25 protein-coding genes and 1 pseudogene are annotated in these 20,824 nt (G+C 73.5%); 11 read left to right on the top strand and 15 right to left on the bottom strand.

From position 1 onward, the window contains the following. Nucleotides 1–99 precede the first annotated feature (99 nt). Both ACFV4F_RS14015 and ACFV4F_RS14010 read right to left on the bottom strand, forming a co-directional pair. The gene (locus ACFV4F_RS14015; RefSeq protein ID WP_380502307.1) at nt 100–570 is read right to left on the bottom strand and encodes a carboxymuconolactone decarboxylase family protein; all 471 of its coding nucleotides are present in this window, start codon (nt 568–570) and stop codon (nt 100–102) included. Between the two features lie 135 nt (nt 571–705). Then, nucleotides 706–1,599 (bottom strand): LysR family transcriptional regulator, encoded by an 894-nt coding sequence (locus ACFV4F_RS14010; protein ID WP_380441262.1) that lies wholly within the window; start codon nt 1,597–1,599, stop codon nt 706–708. A 65-nt stretch (nt 1,600–1,664) separates the two neighbouring features. On the opposite strand from ACFV4F_RS14010, the gene ACFV4F_RS14005 reads away from it, so the two are divergent. Further along, nucleotides 1,665–2,471 carry an NAD(P)-dependent oxidoreductase gene (locus ACFV4F_RS14005; protein WP_380502305.1) on the top strand — a complete coding sequence of 269 codons (807 nt, stop codon included), beginning with the start codon at nt 1,665–1,667 and terminating at the stop codon, nt 2,469–2,471. A gap of 20 nt (nt 2,472–2,491) precedes the next feature. On the opposite strand, the gene ACFV4F_RS14000 is transcribed toward ACFV4F_RS14005, so the two are convergent. Continuing rightward, on the bottom strand, nt 2,492–3,226 hold the full coding sequence (locus ACFV4F_RS14000; RefSeq protein ID WP_380497856.1) for an alpha/beta hydrolase family protein: 735 nt from the start codon (nt 3,224–3,226) through the stop codon (nt 2,492–2,494). A 161-nt stretch (nt 3,227–3,387) separates the two neighbouring features. On the opposite strand from ACFV4F_RS14000, the gene ACFV4F_RS13995 reads away from it, so the two are divergent. Then, nucleotides 3,388–3,555 (top strand): SflA family class IV lanthipeptide, encoded by a 168-nt coding sequence (locus ACFV4F_RS13995; protein ID WP_380502303.1) that lies wholly within the window; start codon nt 3,388–3,390, stop codon nt 3,553–3,555. Nucleotides 3,556–3,709: 154 nt separating this feature from the next. After that, nucleotides 3,710–6,349 carry a class IV lanthionine synthetase LanL gene (gene lanL, locus ACFV4F_RS13990; RefSeq protein WP_380502301.1) on the top strand — a complete coding sequence of 880 codons (2,640 nt, stop codon included), beginning with the start codon at nt 3,710–3,712 and terminating at the stop codon, nt 6,347–6,349. Nucleotides 6,350–6,370: 21 nt separating this feature from the next. On the opposite strand, the gene ACFV4F_RS13985 is transcribed toward lanL, so the two are convergent. Then, nucleotides 6,371–6,583, bottom strand: a complete 213-nt coding sequence (locus tag ACFV4F_RS13985) for a hypothetical protein (RefSeq protein ID WP_380441252.1) — start codon at nt 6,581–6,583, stop codon at nt 6,371–6,373. A gap of 242 nt (nt 6,584–6,825) precedes the next feature. On the opposite strand from ACFV4F_RS13985, the gene ACFV4F_RS13980 reads away from it, so the two are divergent. Next, the gene (locus ACFV4F_RS13980; RefSeq protein WP_380502299.1) at nt 6,826–7,665 is read left to right on the top strand and encodes a BPL-N domain-containing protein; all 840 of its coding nucleotides are present in this window, start codon (nt 6,826–6,828) and stop codon (nt 7,663–7,665) included. 229 nt (nt 7,666–7,894) lie between these two features. Here the strand turns inward: ACFV4F_RS13980 and ACFV4F_RS13975 are convergent. After that, nucleotides 7,895–8,269, bottom strand: a pseudogene (locus ACFV4F_RS13975) (TIGR03086 family protein); the annotation flags it as partial. A 222-nt stretch (nt 8,270–8,491) separates the two neighbouring features. Here ACFV4F_RS13975 and ACFV4F_RS13970 point away from each other — a divergent pair. Then, entirely contained in the window at nt 8,492–9,253 is a 762-nt protein-coding gene (locus ACFV4F_RS13970; protein ID WP_380502297.1) for an aminoglycoside phosphotransferase family protein, read from the top strand. Between the two features lie 104 nt (nt 9,254–9,357). On the opposite strand, the gene ACFV4F_RS13965 is transcribed toward ACFV4F_RS13970, so the two are convergent. From ACFV4F_RS13965 to ACFV4F_RS13950, 4 genes are all read right to left on the bottom strand, one after another. After that, nucleotides 9,358–9,909 (bottom strand): hypothetical protein, encoded by a 552-nt coding sequence (locus ACFV4F_RS13965; protein WP_380502295.1) that lies wholly within the window; start codon nt 9,907–9,909, stop codon nt 9,358–9,360. A gap of 43 nt (nt 9,910–9,952) precedes the next feature. Further along, a complete protein-coding gene (locus ACFV4F_RS13960; protein ID WP_380502293.1) occupies nt 9,953–10,411 on the bottom strand; it encodes an NUDIX domain-containing protein in 459 nt (152 codons plus the stop codon). Nucleotides 10,412–10,494: 83 nt separating this feature from the next. Next, the gene (locus tag ACFV4F_RS13955) at nt 10,495–10,746 is read right to left on the bottom strand and encodes a hypothetical protein (RefSeq protein ID WP_380497849.1); all 252 of its coding nucleotides are present in this window, start codon (nt 10,744–10,746) and stop codon (nt 10,495–10,497) included. A 362-nt stretch (nt 10,747–11,108) separates the two neighbouring features. After that, nucleotides 11,109–11,888: a GntR family transcriptional regulator gene (locus ACFV4F_RS13950; protein ID WP_380502291.1), complete on the bottom strand. Its 780-nt coding sequence runs from the start codon at nt 11,886–11,888 to the stop codon at nt 11,109–11,111. A gap of 17 nt (nt 11,889–11,905) precedes the next feature. Between ACFV4F_RS13950 and ACFV4F_RS13945 the strand changes: the two genes are divergently transcribed. The 4 genes from ACFV4F_RS13945 (at nt 11,906) to ACFV4F_RS13930 (ending at nt 14,305) form a co-directional block, all read left to right on the top strand. After that, a complete protein-coding gene (locus tag ACFV4F_RS13945; RefSeq protein ID WP_380502446.1) occupies nt 11,906–12,364 on the top strand; it encodes an NUDIX hydrolase in 459 nt (152 codons plus the stop codon). Nucleotides 12,365–12,401: 37 nt separating this feature from the next. Then, the gene (locus ACFV4F_RS13940) at nt 12,402–12,968 is read left to right on the top strand and encodes a DUF5919 domain-containing protein (protein ID WP_380502289.1); all 567 of its coding nucleotides are present in this window, start codon (nt 12,402–12,404) and stop codon (nt 12,966–12,968) included. A gap of 205 nt (nt 12,969–13,173) precedes the next feature. Beyond that, entirely contained in the window at nt 13,174–13,389 is a 216-nt protein-coding gene (locus tag ACFV4F_RS13935) for a hypothetical protein (protein ID WP_380502287.1), read from the top strand. Between the two features lie 400 nt (nt 13,390–13,789). After that, nucleotides 13,790–14,305, top strand: coding sequence for a hypothetical protein (locus ACFV4F_RS13930; RefSeq protein WP_380502285.1), 516 nt, complete (start codon nt 13,790–13,792; stop codon nt 14,303–14,305). A gap of 66 nt (nt 14,306–14,371) precedes the next feature. On the opposite strand, the gene ACFV4F_RS13925 is transcribed toward ACFV4F_RS13930, so the two are convergent. The 3 genes from ACFV4F_RS13925 to ACFV4F_RS13915 are packed head-to-tail and all read right to left on the bottom strand — an operon-like array spanning nt 14,372 to nt 16,544. Further along, entirely contained in the window at nt 14,372–14,902 is a 531-nt protein-coding gene (locus ACFV4F_RS13925) for a hypothetical protein (RefSeq protein ID WP_380441230.1), read from the bottom strand. A 10-nt stretch (nt 14,903–14,912) separates the two neighbouring features. Further along, nucleotides 14,913–15,101, bottom strand: coding sequence for a hypothetical protein (locus ACFV4F_RS13920; protein WP_380502283.1), 189 nt, complete (start codon nt 15,099–15,101; stop codon nt 14,913–14,915). Nucleotides 15,102–15,107: 6 nt separating this feature from the next. After that, nucleotides 15,108–16,544, bottom strand: coding sequence for an RNA-guided endonuclease InsQ/TnpB family protein (locus tag ACFV4F_RS13915; RefSeq protein WP_380502281.1), 1,437 nt, complete (start codon nt 16,542–16,544; stop codon nt 15,108–15,110). Between the two features lie 159 nt (nt 16,545–16,703). Between ACFV4F_RS13915 and ACFV4F_RS13910 the strand changes: the two genes are divergently transcribed. Both ACFV4F_RS13910 and ACFV4F_RS13905 read left to right on the top strand, forming a co-directional pair. Further along, nucleotides 16,704–16,979 carry a hypothetical protein gene (locus tag ACFV4F_RS13910; protein WP_380441224.1) on the top strand — a complete coding sequence of 92 codons (276 nt, stop codon included), beginning with the start codon at nt 16,704–16,706 and terminating at the stop codon, nt 16,977–16,979. Between the two features lie 223 nt (nt 16,980–17,202). After that, nucleotides 17,203–18,459, top strand: a complete 1,257-nt coding sequence (locus ACFV4F_RS13905; RefSeq protein ID WP_380502279.1) for an FAD-dependent monooxygenase — start codon at nt 17,203–17,205, stop codon at nt 18,457–18,459. 91 nt (nt 18,460–18,550) lie between these two features. On the opposite strand, the gene ACFV4F_RS13900 is transcribed toward ACFV4F_RS13905, so the two are convergent. The 3 genes from ACFV4F_RS13900 to ACFV4F_RS13890 all read right to left on the bottom strand — a co-directional run bounded on the left by ACFV4F_RS13900 (nt 18,551) and on the right by ACFV4F_RS13890 (nt 20,686). Beyond that, on the bottom strand, nt 18,551–19,201 hold the full coding sequence (locus ACFV4F_RS13900) for a hypothetical protein (protein ID WP_380502277.1): 651 nt from the start codon (nt 19,199–19,201) through the stop codon (nt 18,551–18,553). 67 nt (nt 19,202–19,268) lie between these two features. Beyond that, nucleotides 19,269–19,901, bottom strand: a complete 633-nt coding sequence (locus ACFV4F_RS13895; RefSeq protein ID WP_380441317.1) for a cysteine hydrolase — start codon at nt 19,899–19,901, stop codon at nt 19,269–19,271. 200 nt (nt 19,902–20,101) lie between these two features. Beyond that, nucleotides 20,102–20,686, bottom strand: coding sequence for a TetR family transcriptional regulator (locus ACFV4F_RS13890; RefSeq protein WP_380502275.1), 585 nt, complete (start codon nt 20,684–20,686; stop codon nt 20,102–20,104). Nucleotides 20,687–20,824: the final 138 nt, after the last annotated feature.

The raw sequence follows: 20,824 nt of genomic DNA, 5'->3' as shown, positions 1-20,824 counted from the left end.
GCGTTTAGCCCCGGGCGTTACCCCCGCCCGCCCCCGGGCCCCCCCGCCCCGCCGGCCCCCCTGACCCCAAAACGGGGGGGGGGGGGAGGCGGGGGCGGCTCACCACTGGCCGGGCTGGTAGTCGCCCGCCGGGACGCGGCAGATCACGTTCAACCGGTTGTAGGCGTTGATCAGGGCGATCGTCGACACCAGCGAGGCGAGCTGCTCCTCGTCGTAGTGCTTGACAGCGTTCTCCCACACCGCGTCGCCGACCCCGCCGGCGGCGTCGGCGACGCGGGTGGCCTCCTCGGTCAGCTCCAGGGCGGCGCGCTCGGCGTCGGTGAACACCGTCGCCTCGCGCCAGGCGGCCACCAGGTTGAGGCGCTCGGGCCGGTCGCCGGCGTGCACGGCGTCCTTGTAGTGCATGTCGGTGCACATGCCGCAGCCGTTGATCTGGCTGGCCCGCAGCAGCACCAGCTGGGTGGTGGCGTAGGGCACGCCCGCGTCCTTGAGGGCCGCGCCGGCCGAGTTCAAGTGCTTGACGAACTTCGCGCCGGTGGCGGTGGCGTAGTAGTTGAAACGGGCTTCCATGACGGGCTCCTCTGGTCGGTGCGCTCGCTGTCCGCGTGCGCCGTTCGCGGTTGCTCTCACTACCTCGACCCCGCCCGCGCCGCGGATGTGACATCCCCGACCGGCCGCTTCGATGTGACCTGCATCACGTCGACGTCAGGGGCGTGCCGCCGCCTCGCGCAGGTGGACGAGGAAGGCGGCGGTGGCCGGGGGCGGGTGGTGGCCGCGGCGCACGGCGGTGAAGACCTGCCGCACCGGGGTGTCGTCGGGGTGCAGGGCGACCAGCGCGATGTCGGGGCGGGCGGCGCGGGCGGCCAGGGAGGGGATGAGGGCGGGGCCGAGTCCGGCGGCGACGAGGCCGAGCTTGGCGGTCCAGCCGGCGACGGCGTACTCGACGCGCGGGCGCAGGCCCTGGCGCACGAAGGCGGCCAGCAGGGTCGTCTCGATGGTGCGGCGGGCGGCGATCCAGGGCTCGTCGGCGAGTTCGGCCAGGCGCAGGCGCCGGCGCCGGGCGAGGCGGTGGCCGCGGGGCAGGGCGACCAGGACCGGGTCCTCGACGAGCGGCTGGAGGTCGAACTGCTCGTGGTCGTAGGGGTGTTCGGGGTAGGAGGCGACGACGGCGAGGTCGATGTCGGCGTCCGCGAGGCGGGTGAGGAGGGTGGCGGAGAGTCCTTCGGTGAGCGAGACGGCCACTTCGGGATGGGCGGCGCGGAAGGCGGCGAGGGCGGTGGGCACCAGGGCGGCGTTGGCGCTGTCGAAGGCGCCCAGGCGCAGGCGGCCGGTGCCGAGTTCGGTCAGGGCGGTGAGTTCGCGGCGGGTGGAGTCGAGGCGTTCCAGCAGGGCCTCGGCGTGCGGGAGGAGGGCGCGGCCGTGTTCGGTCAGGCGCACGCCGCGGGCGAGGCGGTCGAACAGCGGGGCGCCGAGTTCGGCTTCGAGGGTGGAGATCTGACGGGAGATCGCCGACTGGGTGAAGCCGAGGTGCTCGCCGGCGGCGGTGAAGGAACCGAGGCGGGCGGCGGTGCGGAAGACGTCGAGCCAAGCCATGTCCATGAGGCATGGGTACCATGCGAGACATTCGTTTGTCGCCTGGCTCGGGGCTGCCTAGCGTGGTGGCCATGAACACCGAGCACGCTCCTCTCCGAAAGATCGCCTTCCTCGGCCTGGGCCGGATGGGCCTGCCGATGGCCCGTCGACTGGCCGCCGCCGCACTGCCGTTGACCGTCTGGAACCGCAGCCCCGAGCGCGCCGGCGACCTGCCCCGCGCCGCGAGCCCGGCGGAGGCGGTCGAGGGCGCGGACGTCGTCATCACGATGCTCACCGACCCGGCGGCGGTCCAGGAGGTGGCCGGGCACTTCCTCGGGCACCTGGCGCCGGGGGCGCTGTGGATCGACATGTCCTCGGTCGGGCCGCAGGCGGTGGCCGCCCTGCGCGAACGGCTGCCCGCCGGGACGTCCCTGGTGGACGCGCCGGTGCTGGGCAGCGTCGGGCCGGCCGCGAACGGCACGCTGACGATCTACGCGGGCGGCGAGAGCGCCGACCTCGACCGGGCGCAGCCGGTGCTGGAGCACTTCGGGCGCGTGCTGCGCTGCGGCGGGCCGGGTTCGGGCGCGGCGCTGAAGGTCGTGGTGATGGGCGCGGTGGTGGCCGGGGTGACGGCGCTCGGCGAGGCGCTGGCGGTGGCGGACGGGTTCGGGCTGCCGCAGGAGCTGGCGCTGGAGGTGCTGGGGGGCGGGCCGCTCGCGGGGGTGGTGGCCCGCGCCCGCAGCCGGGAGTCGGACTTCCCGGTGCGCCTGGCCGCCAAGGACCTGGCGCTGGCGGGCGGTGGCCGGGTGCTGACGGCGGCGCACGAGGTGCTGCTGTCGCACCCGGGCATCGCGGACGAGGACCTGTCGCGGGCGGTGGAGGCGATCCGCCGGGGCTGAGGCGCCTCCTGGTCGGGGGGCTATCCCGCGCGGTTCTCCAGCCAGCCCACGGCCGCCGCCCAGCTCGCGTGCTGCGGGTCCACGACCTGGAAGTGGTCGGTGCCCGCGTGCTCCACGTACGTCACCGGGTCCCCCGCCGCCTTCGCGGCCTCGACATAGGCGCGGCTGTGGGTGACGGGCACGCGCTGGTCCTGGTCGCCGTGGACGATCAGGTGGGGGCGGCCCAGGGGCAGGCGGTGGAGCGGGGAGGCCTCGCGGTAGGGGGCCGGGTCGTCGTCGTAGGGGGTGCCGACGAACAGCGGGGTGGCGTCCTCGCCCAGGCCCTCGGCGGCGCAGCGCGGCAGGTCGGTGATCGGTGCGAGCGCGACCGCGGCGTTGACGAGGCCGGCGGCGGCCGTCAGCAGGGCGAGCTGTCCGCCGGCGGAGTGGCCGACGGCGATCGACGGGAGGTCGGCGAGGGCGGGGCGCACGGCGTGGGCGGCGGCGACCGCGTCGAGGGCGTCGGTGAGGGTGTCCGGCCAGCCTCCGCCGTCGCCGCCGGTGCGGCGGTACTCGATGTTGGCCACGCACCAGCCGCGGCCGGCGAGGTCGGCGGCGAGGGCGTCCATGAGGTGGAGGTCGTGCCGGTCGCGCCACCAGCCGCCGTGCACCGTCACCGCCAGGCCCCGGGCGGGCGGGCCCTGCGGGTCCGCGTCCCACAGCTCGACGAAGTGGCTGGGCGCGCTTCCGTAGCGCACGACCTCACGCTTCTGCATCCGTTTTATCCCTCACCCACATAGACCAACGGCACGTCGGTGGCCAACGGTACCGCTCCGAGCGCGAAGCAGGTGGCGTCACACCACTAGGACGGATGCACGGGGGTTAGTACGATGTGCGGACCGCAAGGCACCAACCCGGTAGATGGGAGGAACTACCCGTGACTGCAAGCATGTTGGAGATCCACGACGCGGGCCCGCTGGAGATCGACGAGGCGGGGATCGTGTTCGAAGACGAGTTCGACGCCGATCTCGCCCCGGCGGCCTGTCTCGCCGACCCGTTCGTGACCTGGGTTCCGACGCGATTCCCGTGCGGCGGCGACTCCTGACCCGAACGGCCCGTTCGACGGGACCGAAGCGGTCCGTCTGACCGGACGGGGGCAGCCCGTCCGACCGGACCGGGGCGGTCCGTTCCGACCGGCGGGTGAGCGCGGTACTCCGGGTACGGGGGCGCTCACCCGCCCGGCATTCCAAGGGGGTTCGGTGCGGGAGCACCCGGCGGGGCACCTCGCGCAGCTCGCCCGCCTGGTCGCGCGGGCACCGGAGGGCGGGGGACGGCGGCGCCTGCACGCGGACGGGCAGTGGCTGTACCTGCACGACCGCGCGATGCCCGCGCTCGCCCACGGCTGGAAGCTGCACGTCTCGGCCCGCGCCGCCCAACTGCCGCTCCTACTGGACCTGGTGGTGCCGGTGCTGCTGCGCCGCACGTGCGACGCGAAGTTCGCGGCGGGCGCGGACGTGCTGGGCGCGACGAACTCCGGGGCGCACGGGGCGGCGGCCGTCGGCAAGGCCGTCACGGTGTATCCGCGTGAGGGTGAAGTCGTGGCGCTGGGCGAGGAGTTGGCGCAGCTGCTGGCGGGGTGGGACGGTCCGCGGGTGGTGAGCGACCGGCAGGTGCGCGCGGGTTCGCCGGTCTACTACCGCTACGGTCCGTTCCGTGCCCCGCAGGACCAGGACGTCGCGCTGATGAACGGTCCGGACGGGCGGACGTTCCCGGGGCTCGCGCAGCCCTCGTACGCCCAACCGCCGTGGGCCGTGGACCCGTTCACCGCCGCAGCCGCCACCACCGCCGTCACCGCCGCCGCGCCGCCGAAGGACACGCGCGTGGGCGAGGGCCGCTACCGGATCACCGCGGGGATCAGCCGCGCGCCCGGCGGTCACGTCTACCGGGGTGTCGAACTGGCGAGCGGGCTGGGGGTGGTGGTCAAGCAGGCGCGGGCGTTCGTCGGGGAGGACACCGAGGGCGTCGACGCGCGCGGGCGGCTGCGGCACGAGCGGCGGGTGCTGGCGGCGCTGGCGGGCGTGGCGGGGGTGCCGCGGCTGGTGGACTACTTCCGGCACGGCGTGGACGAGTACCTGGTGACGAGCGCCTGCGGGCCGCGCGACCTGCGCCGCGACGTCCTCGCCCACGGGCCTTACGCGGAAGGGGATTCGGGCGGGCGCGGCTGGCGGGAGGCGGCCCGGGCGCTGCTGCGGGTGCTGGACGCGGTGCACGCGCGGGGCGTGGTGGTGTGCGATCTGAAGCCCGCGAACGTCGTGCGGGGCGAGGCGGGTTCGTGGTCGCTGGTGGACTTCGGGGTCAGCGCCCTGGACGGTGAGCGCCCGGCCGGCGCGACCCCGGGCTACGGTCTGCCCGTCGCCTCGGTGCCTGCCCGGCCCGCGGATGACTACTACGCGTTGGGTACGACCCTGCACTTCGCGCTGACCGGCCTGGACCCGGTGGCGATCGGCCCGGACCCGGCCGCCAGCCGCGACCGCACCCTGGCCTGCCTGGCCGCCGCCCTGCCCGCCCCCGACCACCCGGCCCTCGCAGTGGTGGCGGGCCTGCTGAGCTTCGACGCCGGGGAGCGCACGGCGGCCGCGGCGGCCCTGCGGGAGGGCCGCGGCCCGGCCGGCCGCAAGGTCACCCGCCCCGCCGCGGACGGCCTCGGGGAGGTCGTCGCCCACACCGTCGGCACCTGCGTGCGGATGGCCCGCGCGCTGCTCGGCTCCCCTTCCGCCGCGAGCCGGCCGCGCACGCTGCTCTCGCTCTACGACGGCGCCGCCGGCCTCGGCCTGGAACTGCTCCAGCACGCCGACGAGCACCCCGGCGCCCGCGAGGCCGCCGCCGCCCTCGCCCGCTGGACGGCCGCGCACCCGGCGCTCGGGCTGCTCGGGCCCGGCCTGTACGACGGGCGTGCGGGCGTCGAGCTCTTCCTCGCCCACGCCGCCGCCCGCCTGGGCACCCCGGAGCCCGTCTCCGCCGACGCCGACGCCCGGCTGGGCACCCCGGAGCCCGTCCTCGCCCACGCCGATCCCCGGCTGGGCACCCCGGAGCCCGCCCTCGCCGACGTGCCGGACCCGGGCGCCCTGGTGTCCACCGACCAGATCTCGGGCGCGGCCGGTGTCGGCACCGCGCACCTGCTGCTCGCCGACCTCGTCCGCGCCTCCGACGGCGCCCGTGCGCAGCGCCACCTCGCCGTGGCCGCCGCGTGCGCCCGCCGCCTGACCGACGGTCCGCCGCAGGACCTGAAGGAGGAGCCCAACCCGGGCACCGCCGCCCTCGCCGAGGGTTTCGCCCACGGCCGCGCCGGCCTGGCCCACCTGCTCCTCGCCCTGCCCTCCCCCGACGCGGCGACGCAGGCGGCCGGGCGCGCCATCGTCGAGGACCTGGCCGCCGCACTGCCGCGCCTGGCGGCGGAGGCCGCCCGGCCGGGCGCCACCCGCCGCTGGGGCTCGTGGTGCCGCGGCCTGGCCGGGATCGGCACGGTGCTGCTCCAGGCGGGTCTGTGCCTGGGCGAGGACGCCTACGTGGACCTGGCCGCCGAGGCGGCCGGGGCGTGCCGGGCGCTGGCGCCGCGGATGGGCCAGGTGGTGCAGTGCTGCGGCCTGGCCGGGGTCGGCGAGCTGTTCGTCGACCTGGCGTCGGCCACCGGCGAGGAGCGCCACCGGGAGGCCGCCGGGCAGATCGCGGCCCTGGTCCTGTCGCGCGCCGGCGGCCCGCCCCACCGTCCGGTCTTCCCCGGCACGGCCCTGCTGACCGAGTCCCCCGCGTGGGCCACCGGAACGCCGGGCGTGCTCACGTTCCTGCGCCGCCTGCACCGCGGCACCGGCCCGCGCCCGGCCCTGCTGCCCCTCGCCTGATTGTCGCCCGACCGCCGACCGTCAGGCCGAAGGCGCGGGGTGGACCTGCTGCCAGCCGTTCACCGAACGGGTGAAGAAGATCGTCACCCGGTAGACCTCGCGCCGCCAGACCGAAGCGCCCGGCCCGTACTCGTGCAGTTCCTCCAGCGCCTCCTCCTCGGAGTCGTACGAGTAGTTGCGTCCCTTGGCGTCCATGATCTTCCATTCGACACCCGGCATGCTCTCCAGGCCCATGTGCCCGCCCCTTTCGATCTTGCTATTCGAACGCGAGGACCCTAGCGCCCACCGACCCCGGCACCGCAACCGGCTTTCCCTCCCCGGCCGCGCACCCCCCACCGGGCCGATTGTGCACTGACGACGATCACCCCTTAGCGTCGTCGCTGCACGCCGTGCCCACCGGGCCCGGCGGACGATCACCGGGGGAACGACCTTTGGAGGCACGACCGTTGGGGGCACGACCGTTGGGGGAACAGCCGATGACGCGTGGGCGCCGTCCCGCCCGGGCCGCGGCGGCACTGGGCCTGGCCGCCGTACTGCTGGCCGCGAGCGCCGGCTGCGCCGCACCGCGGGCCGACGACCGCTCCGAGGAGGCCGCACCCGCGCCCACCGCGCCGGCCGCCGCCCCCGCGAGCGCGGACCCGGCCCACCCCCTCGCCGTCGTCTACCGGGGCCCCGCCGCGTGCGACGGCTGCTCCGAGGCCGCGCAGGACCTGCTGGAGCGCAACGGCTTCACCGTCCGCTTCATCGGCCCCGACGAGGACCTGCGCTTCGGCCCCGCCGCGCTGGCCGGCGCCGCCCTGTACGTCCAGCCGGGCGGCACCAACGGCCAGGAGGTCACCACCGCGTGGGGCCTGCTGCGCCGCACCCCGGGCTTCCGCCCCGAGCTGATCCGCGACTACGTGCGCGGCGGCGGCCGCTACCTGGGCATCTGCATGGGCGGCTACCTCGCCGGCGACCCGGGCTACGACCTCCTGCCGGGCGACTCCGGCGAGTACATCAAGACCCCCGGCGCGACCGTCACCGACGACAAGGACGGCCTCGTCGACGTCGCCTGGCGCGGGCAGAAGCAGCCCATGTACTTCCAGGACGGCCCCTACTTCGACGTCGACGGCCCCGGCGCCGACGTCCTGGCCCGCTACACCAACGACCGCATCGCCGCCGCCGTCGCCTCCTACGGCACCGGCCGCGTCGCCGTCAGCGGCCCCCACCCGGAGGCGCCCGCCGACTGGTACCGCAGCTACCACCTGCCCGACGTCTCCGCCACGGGCCTGGGCCTGGGCGACGACCTGCTGAAGACGCTGATGACCGCGCCGTGACGGGAAGGCTCCGGCTCAGCCGGCGGCCGGGGTCCAGCGCGGGTCCCGGCCGGAGAAAGCCGGCAGCCGGTCCGCCGCACCCGCGCCGTCCGCGACCGGCACGGCGGCGGCCAACGTGCCGAAGCCGTCGCGCACGACGGGTATGAGGAACGCCCCGACGCTCCCCCGGCCCCTCGGCCGGCGCGCCGTCGAACGGCAGCGGCCGGCCGGTGGCGACGGCGATGTCCCACGCGTGCACGGCCACGTCGAGCGCGGCCACCGCAGCGCCCCGGGCGGAGGGCGTCGGCCCCATGGGCGTGCCGACGCTCTCCGCCCCACGCCCCGACTCCCCCGCGGCCCGCGCCTGCGTGCGGACCCGCTCCAACTCGGCCACCTCGGCCACGGCGTCGCCCTCGACCGCCCGATCGGGGGCGAACGGGTCACCGGCCGGCGCGGCGCCGGTGATCCGCATCGTCAGCGCCCGCTGGTCCGGCCGGGCGTGGTGGTACACCGTCCACTCGGTGCACAGCGTGGGCGCGCCCCACCCGCCCGCGGGCACCGCGCGGACGCCGGCGAGCAGGTGGTCGTGCGCCCGGGCGAGCAGTCCGAACCCGTCGGCCGTCATGGTTGTCCCCCGTTCCCCCGGTTTCCCGGCTTTCGCTTCACCTTCCTGCGGAACCGTAACAACCGCCCCTGACGCTCCATCAGTGCCGTTCGGCACATTCGGCCCCGGCCTTCCCGGCGTCTCGCCGCCACGACCCTGCCGATCCGGCCAGGGCCGGCCGAGGCCGGTGCGACGGCACGATAACCGGTTGCGTCACGGCCGTTTCCTCGCGACGGTTTCCAGGTGAGCACACCAGATCTCGGCCGGGTCGAGCGCATCGGCGACACGGTCCACCGGCCGGCCGGACCGTGGACCCCGGCGGTTCACGGCCTGCTCCGCCACCTGGAGGCCGTCGGCTACGAACTCGCGCCCCGCGTCCTCGGCTTCGACGGGCAGGGCCGCGAGGTGCTGAGCTGGATCGGCGGCGAATCCGGCCCGGACGGCTGGGGCAAGGTCGTCGACGACCGTGGCCTGATCACCTTCGCCCGCCTCCTGCGCGACTACCACGACGCCGTGGCCGGATACCGGCCCCCGGACACGACGTGCTGGTCCACCAGGACGGCCGGCCCGGTCGGCGACGAAGTCGTCTGCCACGGCGACTTCGGCCCCTGGAACACCGTCTGGCACGGCACCCGGCCGGCGGGAATCATCGACTGGGACCACGCACGTCCGGCACCACGGCTGCACGACGTGGCCTACGCCCTCGAATACGCGGCACCGTTCCGCGACGACGACATGTGCACCCGGTGGCTGCGCTACCCACAGCCGCCCGACCGCCGTCACCGCCTGGAGGTGTTCGCCACCGCCTACGGCCTCACCGACACGACGGGCCTGGTCGACGCCGTGCTCACCGTCCAGGAGCAGAACATCGACGTCAACCGGCGCCTGGCCGAACAGGGCCACGAACCCCAGGCCACCTGGGTCGCCGAAGGACACCTCGACAACCTCCGGGCCCTCCTCGCCTGGAGCCGGGAGAACCGGCACCTGATCGACCCATCGGGTTGAACTCGCGCTGCCGGCAGTCAGGTTGGGTCGGAGCGAGCCACACCCGCTCCCGGCGCCACCGGTCGACACCTCCCGGCACCTACGACACGGCGAGTCCAGGCCGCCTAACGGCACACGTCCTGCTGCTGCCCCGCGACGACGGCCTGCGCGAGTTGCCCCAGGGCGTGGTCGAAGGAGGTGGAATCGGCGTGCGGCTTGGGCCGGATCGCGCCCTGGGCGAGGACGGTGGCGCTGACGATGTCCGTGCTGCTGCCCGCACAGTACTCGGTGACGCCGGACCCGCCGCCCCCGGTGATCGGCCCGCGCCCCACGAGGGCCCGCAGGTCGTGCCCGTCGGTGCCGGACGGCTGGTCGGGCCCGAGGCGGAACAGGACGATGCTCAGCGCCTCCTGCCCGTCGACGGAGACCGTGCAGGACGTCTGCGCGCCCTGCCCGTTGCCCGCCGCCTGCGCCTTGCGCTCGTCGACGCCCGGACGCCCCTTGGGCAGCAGCGCGCCGAGCGGAGTGCCCTTGGCGCGGGGCTGCCCGCACAGGGTCTGCGTGAGGTCGGACTCCCCGGCGCCGAACGCCAGCAGGGCACCGCCGGTCCCGAGCCCGGCAACGACGAGCGCCCCGACGCCCAGTACCCAGGGCCGGCGCTCCGTGAGCCTCACCATTTCGCAGTTCCCTCGCCGTTCGTACACATGATCGACGCGAAGCTTAAGCACGCTGCCCACACAGAAGCAACGGCACGGCCCGCCCCGCCAGCGCCTCGGCCACACGGCCCGCCTGCGCGGGCGCCATGACGGCGGACAGCTGCTTCACCGGCACGAAGCGCGCCCCCAGCAGCCCGCTGCGATTCCGCAGCGCAGCGACGGGCTGCGCGCCCGTGATCCCGCCATCGAAAACGAGGTTGAGGCGCTCCAGGTAGCGGTCGGCGGGCGTGTAGTCGACGGCCAGCACGTCGGCGAGCCGCAGGCTGATGCCGGTCTGCTCGGCGAGCTGGCGGCCGGCGGCCTCGTGCGGGGGCTCGTTGGGGCGGGCGGATCCGCCGGGCAGGATGAGCCCGTCCATGTAGTCGGGGTCGACGAGCAGGACGTCGCCGCGGGGGTTTCGGACGAGGGCGAGGCAGCCGAGCCGGCAGACGGGAGGCTTGGCGAGGAGGCGGGGGTCGCGCATTGGGGGGGTGCTACTTCCTGTTCCAGAAACACCAGTTGATCAGGGCGGCGAAGCCGAGCAGCCAGAGGAGGCGGGCGGCGAGTTCAGTCGTCATCGGCGGCGAGGCGCTCGAAGTGCAGCCCCTTGCGGAGCAGTTCGACGATCCGCCCCACCTCCGGAACACGGGCGGCGCCGAGAGAGATCAGGTAGCAGCCGGTACGGCGCCCGAAGTCCCAGTCCACCTCCAGAGAGGGCAACTTGACCCCTCCCAGAGCGAGGACGGCCGCCAAGTCGTCGGCAACGAGCGCGGCTTCACGCCGCTGCTCGGCAGTCGCCCGGTCGAGCATCGAGGCCATCACACACCGGTCCTGCGGTGCACCTCGAACATCCGCCATGCCGAGAACGCGGCACAGAAGGAACGGAAAGAGGCGAGCTCACCGGTCGAGCCGCAGCGCAGCCACTCCCCCGTGACCTCGTTCCGCACCCGGTAGCAGCGCCCCTCCGGGTCCCATCGCACCCCGTACCCGTGGGACTCGCGAAGTCCCCCTCCGCCAGAACGCCAAGGCGGCTCAATCGCTTCCATGACACGCCTCCTCTAGATGAGTAGATGTCACCAACTCATGTACATGAGATGCATCACAAGAGTGCCCTAGTCCTGTACATAAGTAAACCCGTCACAGGGAGAACCCTGCGACGGGCTTGGAATATTGATGCCCTGTCAGTCCACAGCAGGGAAGCGATAGTCCAAAACGAACTGGTCAGCCGCCATCACCGTGTCACAGACCTCCACCACGCGCCCCTCGACCGTGATCGCATCGCGAACAAGGTGGATGACCGGAGTACCTGGGCTCAACGTAAGGGCCACCGCCTCCGACTTGGTCGCAAGCCGTGCACGCACGGTCTCGGCAAACTCACCGAGGACATAGCCGCGCTCCTCGAGCCGCGCGTAGATCCCGCCACCACCAGGGTTCTCGGCGAAGACCTCCGGAATATCTTTCACCACGTCCCACGGCAGGTACGACGTAGCCTCCTCCGTCGGAACACTGTCGCGAAAATAGCGACGCTTCCTGGCAAGCACCTGCGTGCCGGGAGGCACCGCCAGCCGCTCGGCGATCTCCCGAGGCACTGCGGTCGGACCAACAAACAGAACCGTCACAGACGGGGTGACACCGGATGCCTCCAACTCCGCCAAGTAGGCAGCCTTGCCAGCAGTGCGGTAGGCCCGGCGGAACCGATCCGAGGACTTGCGCTGCACCGGCGGACGGGAACGGACGAACGAGCCCCTACCGTGGTGCGTTTCGATCAGTTGAGTCGTCCGAAGCTCTGCAACGGCCTTGCGAACCGTGCCGGATGCAACACCATAGCGCCGCATCAGCTCGGCCTCGCTGGGCAGCGCAGCCCCTGGAGCCAGCTCTCCTGACTTGATCTGCGCGGCGAGATCGTCCGCGATCTGCAGATACTTCGCCTTGGCCGAGGAAGCCACCCCACTGCTCGCCATAGTCCTTCAGGTCTCCTATTCTCCTGTACATGAGTAACAGTGCCGGGAAGCCCCAGTCAACGCCGCTGCACTCCGTCTCCGTCGCGGGAGCGGTCGTCCGCGAGGACGGCCGGGTGCTGGCGATCCGTCGGGCCGACAACGGCACTTGGGAGCCCCCGGGTGGAGTACTCGAACTGACGGAATCGATCGAAGACGGCCTCCGTCGCGAGATCTACGAGGAAACAGGACTGAAGGTCACCGTCGGCCAACTGACCGGCGTCTACAAGAACATGGCCCGCGGCGTCGTCGCCCTCGTCTTCCGCTGCCACCCCGAGAGCGGCGCCGAGTGCCTCTCCGCCGAAACAACCGCCGTCGCCTGGCTCACCCCCGACGAAGCCGCCGGCCGCATGAGCGAGGTCTATGCCGTCCGCATCCTCGACGCCCTCCGTCCCGGACCGCCCCACATCCGCTCTCACGACGGCCGCCGGCTCACGTGAGAAGTCGACCCCGCCGACTTCTCACTCCACACCACGAGTGATCTCGTCCAACTCCGGGCACGAGCGAGGGGTGTTCGCCGTCTATCCGTACCGCTCGGCCTGCCCTCAGTCGGTCTGGGCGCAGCTGATCGCCGAGGCGTGGTCCGAGATCTTCCTCGCCGGGTACACCAACTACTTCCTCTGGCTGGAGCAGCCGGCCCTCCCCCGGACTCTCCGGCGCAAGGCCGAGGCCGGTTGCCGGGTCCGCGTCCTCCTCGGGGATCCCGGCTCCGAGACGACCAGCCGCCGTGAGCGGATCGAGGGCGCGGCCCTCACCGTCTCCGCCCGCATCCGGATCACCCTGGCCCACCTCGCCGAACTCGCCGACGCCGAAGGCATCGAGGCCCGCTTCAGTGCCCTCGACGACGGGCCGAATCACATCGGGCTCTCCGTCTTCCGCTTCGACGAGCACGCCCTCGTCACTCCCCACCTTGCCCGAACCGTCGGCCACGACTCGCCGATGATGCACATCCGGCGCAGCGAGGAGGACGGCATGTTCGGCCGCTTCGCCGAGCACGTCGAGGAACTCTGGTCCCGGGGCACCGCCATCCGCGCCGCCGCCTGAGTCGGCGCATTCGACAGCCCCGGGACTCCTCGCCAACTTTGCACTCAACCGTCCCTTGGCAGGGCCGAGTTGCGGGTAGAGTCGGACCGCATCACCGGATGTCGGCTCTGGCCGGAGGCTGCACGCGTTTGAGCGCGTGGGGTGCCCAGTTTGCGTCGCCGTCCGGCACGGTTCCCCTCTGTGGGATTCATCTGGAGGTCGACGCATGCCTGCGTGGCTGTCACGCCCCTTTCTCGTCGCGTTGTTCGCGCTGCCGCTCCTGGCGGTCGTGCTGTTGTCCGCCCCGGCCTGGCTGACCTGGCCGTTCTTGCCGCCCGGGCGTCAGGATGTCGTATTGGCGGTGCTCGACCGCCTCGTCCAGTGGACCCGGGTGGCGGTGCCACGCGTGAGCGGCGCCGTGAACCGGGCCGTGGTCGAGTAGGTCACGCGGCGGTCTCCCTGAGCAACGACCTGCCCTGCGCAGGAAGTCGACGAGGCCGACTTCCTGCGCAGGGCGGCCAGGTCGCGGGCGGACTCCTCGGTGAGGCGGCAGAAGCCCTGCACGCTACAGGCGGCCGTCGACAACGTGCTTCAGGCCCGGGGCCCTGTGCCGGGCGGGTGAACTTCACGGCCCGTACGGGTGATGGGCGTGACCGCCCGGACGGCACAGCCGGACCGTTCGTAGACGTCCCCATCCCTTGCCCCGCAAGGGTTGCGCGCCGCGCCGCCCGGCAGGACACGCAGGGACGACGGTCGGCCGGGGGATCACCGTGTGTGGTCGACTTCCACCGGCTTCCGGGTGCTCAACCCGAAAGCACCGCCCGGACTACCAAAGGAACCCCATGCGCCGCGTCATGTCCGTCAAGCGCTCCCTCACCGTCGCCGCCGCCGCTCTGGCGCTCGGCACGACCGCAGCACTGAGCATGCCCGCCATGGCGGACAGCCAGCCCCAGGCCGGCGCCCACCGCGCGACCAGGGCGGTGGTGGTGCCGGACATGACCCTCGACAGCACGGGCACCGCCGACCTCGGCGGCGCCCCCCAGGGGCTCGGCAACGCCTTCGGCGGCAGGGCCACGATGAAGGACGTCGACGGCAAGAACCTCGGCACCGCCTACGCCAACTGCAACAAGGACGCCACCGGCACGAGCGCGGACCAGGTGCTGTGCACGAGCATCCTCAAGTTCAGCGACGGCGCCCAGATCGCCCTCGACGCGGTCATCCCCGTCCCGAAGCCGGGAGCCGACCTCAAGGACTTCGACGCCATCGTCACCGGCGGCACCCTCCGGTACGAGGGCATCACCGGCACCGCCCGCTTCAACCCCAGCTCCGTCGGCGTCTACGAGGTCACCTTCAGCTGACCCCGCGCACCGCGCGCGAGCGCCCGCGCACCCGGGCACGGACCTCCGTGCCGGGCGCGCGGGCGTTCACGCGCCGTCGGCCAACTCCGCGAGCTCGGCGGCCGATTCGGGCGTCAGGCGGTAGAAGCCCTGGAGGCTGACGGCACGTTCGAGCCGCCCGTCGACGACGTACTTGAGGCCCCGGGTGCGGCCGCGCTGGTTGCGCCAGGTGAGGCGAGGCAGGAGGTCGCCGGGGACGGGGAGGTCGAAGCGCACGGGTGTCGCCTCGACGTGGACCACCTCGGCGCCGCAGCCGCCGGCACCGAGCGCCCACCAGTCGTGGTGGCCGGGGTGGGAGCGCTCGCCCCAGGCCTGCGGGGCGGGCCCGCAGCAGTCGCGCCGTTCGCGGTCGACGATCCGCATGCGGCTGACCACGAACACCTCGCGCCGCTTGACGTGCACCGCGTACACCTCGTCCCCGGCGCGGGCGCCCGACCAGGCGGGCAGGGAGGAGTGGGCGCCGCTGAAGGCGGCCGGGGGCCGCCGGCCCTCAAGGCCGGCCTTGCGCAGCTCGTCGCAGGTGTAGTGGGTCCACAGCACGGTGAAGGCGTCCGACATGCGGCTCATGCTACGAACTGGGACCGACAGCGAACTCCCCGATCCGGGCGGGGGTCTGCGCGGTGCCGGTGTGGACGAAGGCGGCCATGCCCAGGGCGCGGGCCGCGTCCACGTGCCCTGGGACGACCTCCAACCGGGCGTCCTCGCCGGCGCAGCCGACGTCGACCAGGATCGCGGGGTCGCGGGGCAGGGGCCGCAAGGTCGCTCACTCATCGCCAGGGAGCTCGAACTCCTGCCGCCGCCGCGCGCCGGCGCGGGTCGTGCATGTGGCCTCGCCCGGGAAGCAGCCGGTGGACTTCGCGACCTGATGCTGGAGTGCGACTACGACGGGATGGGGGCGTACTGCCGCAGCAAACTCGCCCAGTTGACTTCCTCCCCGCCCTAAGGCACGGGGATTCCGGCCGCGTGTGCCGCGCGGGGGCTTTGCCTCCGCGCGGGTGCGCGCGGCCGGTGGTTGGCGTTTCACGGACCGGCTGGTGCCGAGGTCTCCACGCCCTGACACCGCATGCCCTGCGGCGTTGAGGATGTTCTTCGCGGCGTTCACGTCGGCGTGGTCCCGGTGTCCGCAGGCGGTGCACTCGAAGGCCGCTTGGCTCTCGCGGTTCTTCGGGTCCACGTGCTTGCAGGCGTGACAGGTCTGCGACGTGTACGCGGGATTGACCAGCACCACAGCAGTGCCAGTGGTACGCGCCGCATTGCGCAGCGCGAGTTCGAGCAGGTGCCAGCCCTTGTCGAGGATGGCCCGGTTCAGTCCAGCCTTGGCACGGACGCCTCGGCCGGGCTGCTCAATTGTTCCTGCGGCGGAGGCGGTCATGTTCTTTACACGGAGGTCTTCCAGCACCACGACCGCGTTGTGGGTGGCCAGCTTGTTGGCGGCCTGCGCACAGAAGTCCGCACGCCGGTTGCGGACGCGGACGGTGATCGCGTTGATCTTCGCCACTACCGCCTTGCGCCGGTTGCTGCCGCGCGTGCATCGGGCAAGCTGTTGCTGCATGCGGCGCAGCCGCTTCGCCTCGCCCAGCGTCACATACGGCCGGTCGTGGAAGTCGCCTGTGCTGGTTGCCACGGCGAATTTGACGCCGCGGTCCACGCCCACGGCGGCGTTCGGCATCGCGTGCCGCTCAGGGGTCTGATTGCCGTCCTCCACCAGGAACGACACGAACCAGTGCCGCCCTTGCCGGGTAACGGTCGCCGAGCGGATCTGGCCGCCGAGCGGGCGGGACCATCGGAAGCGGACCCATCCGAGCTTCGGCAGCTTCGCCCGACCCCATTTGCGGCCGATCCGCTCCACCGTGATCCGATTCCCCACCGGGAACCGGAACGACGGCCGCCAACGGGCCTTGGAGCGCCACCGCACCCGGAACGTGCCGTGTTCCCGGCACGCCCGGTCCAGATCCCTCAACGTCTGCTGCAACACGTGCGAAGGCGCCTCCGTCAGCCACGGGAACTCCCGCTTCGCCTCCGCCAGCTCGGCAGCCTGCGGAACGTAGTCCATCCACGCCCCACGCCGCCGGTACTCCCTGCGCTGCTCCAAAGCGGTGTTCCACACCGAACGGCAGACATCACCGAATGTCTCGCACAACTCAGCCTGCCCCGAATCGAGTTCAAGACGGTACCGTCGCCCGGACAACACGAGGAACACCCCCCTTCAACAGCCGCGATCAACCTAGCGCACGTCACTGACAACGCAGAGACCTGCGCCGCTTCGCGACTCCGAGCCCAAAAATGGGCCGCCCCCAGCCAAAGCAGGGGTTGGCACCCAAGAGTTCAGATCACCTGCGGGTTCGAGCTCGCGGCGCGCGTGCCGGCCGGCGAGGTGACGGTCAACAGCCTGCACCCGGCGACGTTCATGCCCACCAAGATGGTCCTGGAGGAGATGGGCTACTCGGTCGACAGCCTGGAGGAGGGCGTGGCCGCCGTCCACCGCCTGGTGACCGATCGGGCACTGGCGGGCGTCACCGGCCGCTACTTCGACCGCACCCGCGAGACCCGGGCCGACGCGCAGGCCTACGACCCGGCGGCCCGCGCCGAACTGTGGCGCCGCAGCCTCGAACTGGTCGGCCACCCGGGGCCGTGAGGCGGGCCACGGGCGGCGGCACCGGCCCGGCACCGCCCCCGGCCGGCGGCGGGAAGAAATTTCTGCGCCGCCCGCCGAGCGCACTAGTGCACCACCCACCCCGCGCGGCCTGCGCCGCCGCCCCGCGGGCCCGACCGAGCACCCTAGTGCACTAGTGCGCTACCGCCGGAAACCCCGCAGATAGGGCTTGTTGAGTGCGTTGCGTACGCCGTACATTCTGGGCATGGAGAACACCACCGCGCACCCCGCGCACACCGACGGCAGCAGCACCAACGACGTCCTCATCTCCGGCGGCGGCATCGCCGGGCCCGTCCTCGCCCACTGGCTGCGCCGGGGCGGCTTCAACCCGGTCATCGTCGAGCGCGCGCCCGCCCCGCGCCCCGGCGGGCAGAACGTGGACCTGCGCGGCGCGGGCCGCACCGTCATCGAGCGGATGGGGCTCATGGAGCAGGCCCGCGCGCTCAACGTCGACCAGCGCGGGCTCGGACTCGTCGACCGCAGGGGGCGGCTGACGGCCCGGATGCCGGTCGAGCTGTTCGAGGGCGAGGGCATCGTCGCCGAGATCGAGATCCTGCGCGGCGACCTCGCCGACCTGCTGTACCGCTCCACCGCCCACGAGGTGGAGTACCTCTTCGACGACACCGTCACCGCCCTCGCCGAGGACGCGGACGGCGTCACCGTCACCTTCGAGAAGGCCGCACCGCGCCGCTTCGCGCTGGTCATCGGCGCCGACGGGCTGCACTCGACGGTGCGCCGCCTGGCCTTCGGCGGCGACGACGGCCACTTCAGGCCGCTCGGCGGCTACAACGCCTGGTTCACCGTCCGCGACGGGATCGACCTCGACGGCTGGTTCCTCATGTACAACGCGCCCGGCGGCCTGGTCGCCGGCGCCCGCCCCGGTCGGCTGCCCGGCGAGATCAAGGCCTCGCTCAGCTTCCGTTCCGCGCCGCTGGGCCTGGACCGGCGCGACACCGCCGCCCAGCAGCGCCTGCTCGCCGAGCGCTTCGCGGGCGCCGGCTGGGAGGTGGACCGGCTGCTGGCGGGCATGGCCCGCGCCGAGGACTTCTTCTTCGACTCCTACGGCCAGATCCACCTCGACCACTACACGCGCGGGCGCGTCGCCCTGGTCGGCGACGCCGGGTACTGCCCCAGCCCGCTCACCGGCCTGGGCACCAGCCTCGCCCTGGTCGGCGCCTACCTGCTGGCGGGCGAACTCGCCGCCGCCCGCGCCGCCGGCACCGGCCACCGCGCCGCGTTCGCCCGCTACGAGGAGCTGATGCGCCCCTACGTCACCCGCTCCCAGGAACTGCCGCCCGGCGGCATGAACGGCTACGCCCCGAACAGCGCCACGATGATCCGCCTGCGCGCCGCCTCGATGCGGATGATGGGCCGCTGGCCGATGCGCAACATCCTGGCCGCCCAGTTCGCCAAGGCCGGCGACATCGACCTGCCCGACTACGCCCTCGCCACCGCCGCCTGATGCCGCACCGGCCGGGGAGGGACGGGAGCAGCGGAGCGCCGCCGTCACGGGGGTGCGGCGGCGGTCCGGCTCCGGTGAACAGCCCGCGCGCTCAGCCCTGTTGACGAAGCAGCCAGGCCCGGGCCTCCTCGCGCTCCGCCCGCACCGCCCCCATGAACCACTCCTCGCGCGGGTCCCACACCCGGTTCGCCGCCGCTTCGAGCCTGCCGCGCACGGGCTCCGTCTTCCCGGGGTCGGACACCGCGTGGAAGGCGATACCGCTCTGCTCGGTCGTCCCGAGCACGGTGACGGAGCCGTCGAGGGAAAGCATCGCGAAGCCGGGCAGGCCGGGCCCGAAGCCGAGCAGGCGCTGGGGGTGGCCGAGTTCGTGCGTTCCGACGGTGACCGAGCAGCCGGCGCCCATGAGGTCCCAGCGCTCCAGCAGGCGCACGCGGCGCCACTGCTTGCGCCGGTGCCGGGACGCGGCCCGCGCGCTGAAGCGGTGGACGGGCAGGGCGAGCAGGAACTCGCGGTCGGCGCCGAACAGGCTTGAGGAGAGGGCCAGTTCGTACCAGCCCTGGTTGGCCCGCGCGACGAGGTCCGGTTCGTCGCGGTCGACGCAGACCAGGCCCAGGTCTTGCGGCCCGGGGTCGCGGTGCAGCGCGAAACCCACCACCGACACCGGCAGGACCGGCTGCGGCACCCCGCCCTCCAGCACCTCCAGGCCCGCCCGCCGCAGCGGCGCTTCGACCGTGCGCCGCATCTCCCACCTGCCCAACTACCGCTCCCACCCCGTCGTACGGCCTCCGGCCGAGGATAGGGCCCCGCGCTCACCAGCCGCCCGTGCCCGCGCACGCGTCCGCGAAGGCGGCGGCGTCGGTCTCGGCGCCGAAGTGGTGGATCACGTGCTCGCGGACGTGGTCCTGCTGGGCACGGGTGAAGGCCGCGCAGGCGTCGTGGACGACGTGCGCGGTGTAGCCGCGGTCGTGGGCCTCGCGCAGGGTGGATTCGACGCACACGTGGGTGGCGAACCCGGCCAGGTACAGGTCGGTGACGCCGAGCCGGCGCAGGATCAGGTCGAGATCGGAGAAGCCGGCGAAGGCGCTGGCCCCGGCCCGGCCGCGCACGACCGGCTCGCCGGGCCCGGGGCGGAAACCTTCGGCGAACCCGGTGCCCGCACCGCCCTCGATCCAGGTGCCCGCCGCCGGGATCGCCGCGCGCAGCCCCAGGCGGGCCGGGGTCCAGCCCGCCAGCTCCGGCGCGCCGGGCGTGAGGACGAGCGGGACGTGCACGACGGGGACACCGTGCGCACGGGCGGCGGCCAGGGCGGTGGCCGCCCCGCGCACGGCGGTGTCGAGCAGGTCGCGGTCCGCCACGAGGCGGTGGAGAGCGCCGTGTTCGGGGTCGAGCCACTCGCGCTGGAACTCGATCAGGACGAGGGCGGCGTGCGGGCGCGCGGGCATGACGGTCACGGTCGGCTCCTTGCCGGAAGAAACTCCAACTGGCGAGTTGGAGACTAGCACGAAAGGGCCGCACCTCCAACCGGCCAGTTGGAAATGCGGCCCGCCGACCACCCCCGAAGGCGACGACACCCGAGGGCGAGAACCCCCGAAGGCGACGACACCCGATGGCGAGAACCCCCGAAGGCAAGGAGACCCGGAGGTCAGCGCACGAGCCTGCGCACCAGGTCGACGACGGCGGCGCGACGGGCCGCCGGATCCTCCTGCGCCGTCCCGCCGAGGATCATCCGGGCCAGCTGCGGCGCCGCGAACTGCCAGCCGGCCAGCGCCACGACGGCGTACAGCAGGTCCTCGGGGCGGGGCTGCGCCCCGGACCCGCCGGCGCCGCCGAGCGCGGCGACCTTCTGCGCGTAGTACGCGGCCCGCCGCTCCTGCCCCGCGACCTCCGCGCCGGGCTCGCCGCACAGGGCCTCCCACTGCAGCAGGCGCAGCAGGTGCGGGTGGGCGAGGTGGTAGTCGAAGACGCGGCCCGCGTACTCGGGGAGGTCGACCGGGTGTCCGTCGTCCTCCGCCATCGGCACGGCGGCGGCGAGCTGCTCCAGTTCGCGCTGGACCACGGCGTCGAAGAGCTGCCGCTTGCCGCCGAAGTAGGGGTAGATGCGTTCCTTGTTGACGCCGGCCGCGGCGGCGATGCGGTCGATGCGCGCGCCCTCGGGGCCGTGTGCGGCGAACTCGTCCACGGCGGCGTCGAGCAGCAGCCTCTTGGTCTTCGCGGTGTCCCATCCCATGGGGCCAGCATACGAAGCGTCCAACCGGCCGGTTGGACGCACGGTCCGCCGGCCGCCCCCGCCCCCCCCCCCCCACCCGGGCCCGCCCCCCCCCCCCCCCCCGCCCGACGCCCCGCGCCCCCGGCGGGGGGGGGGCCC

The sequence above is a fragment of the Kitasatospora sp. NPDC059722 genome (genome assembly GCF_042733235.1).
Taxonomy (GTDB): Bacteria; Actinomycetota; Actinomycetes; order Streptomycetales; family Streptomycetaceae; genus Kitasatospora.
This window is presented reverse-complemented; position numbering and strand designations above follow the sequence as displayed.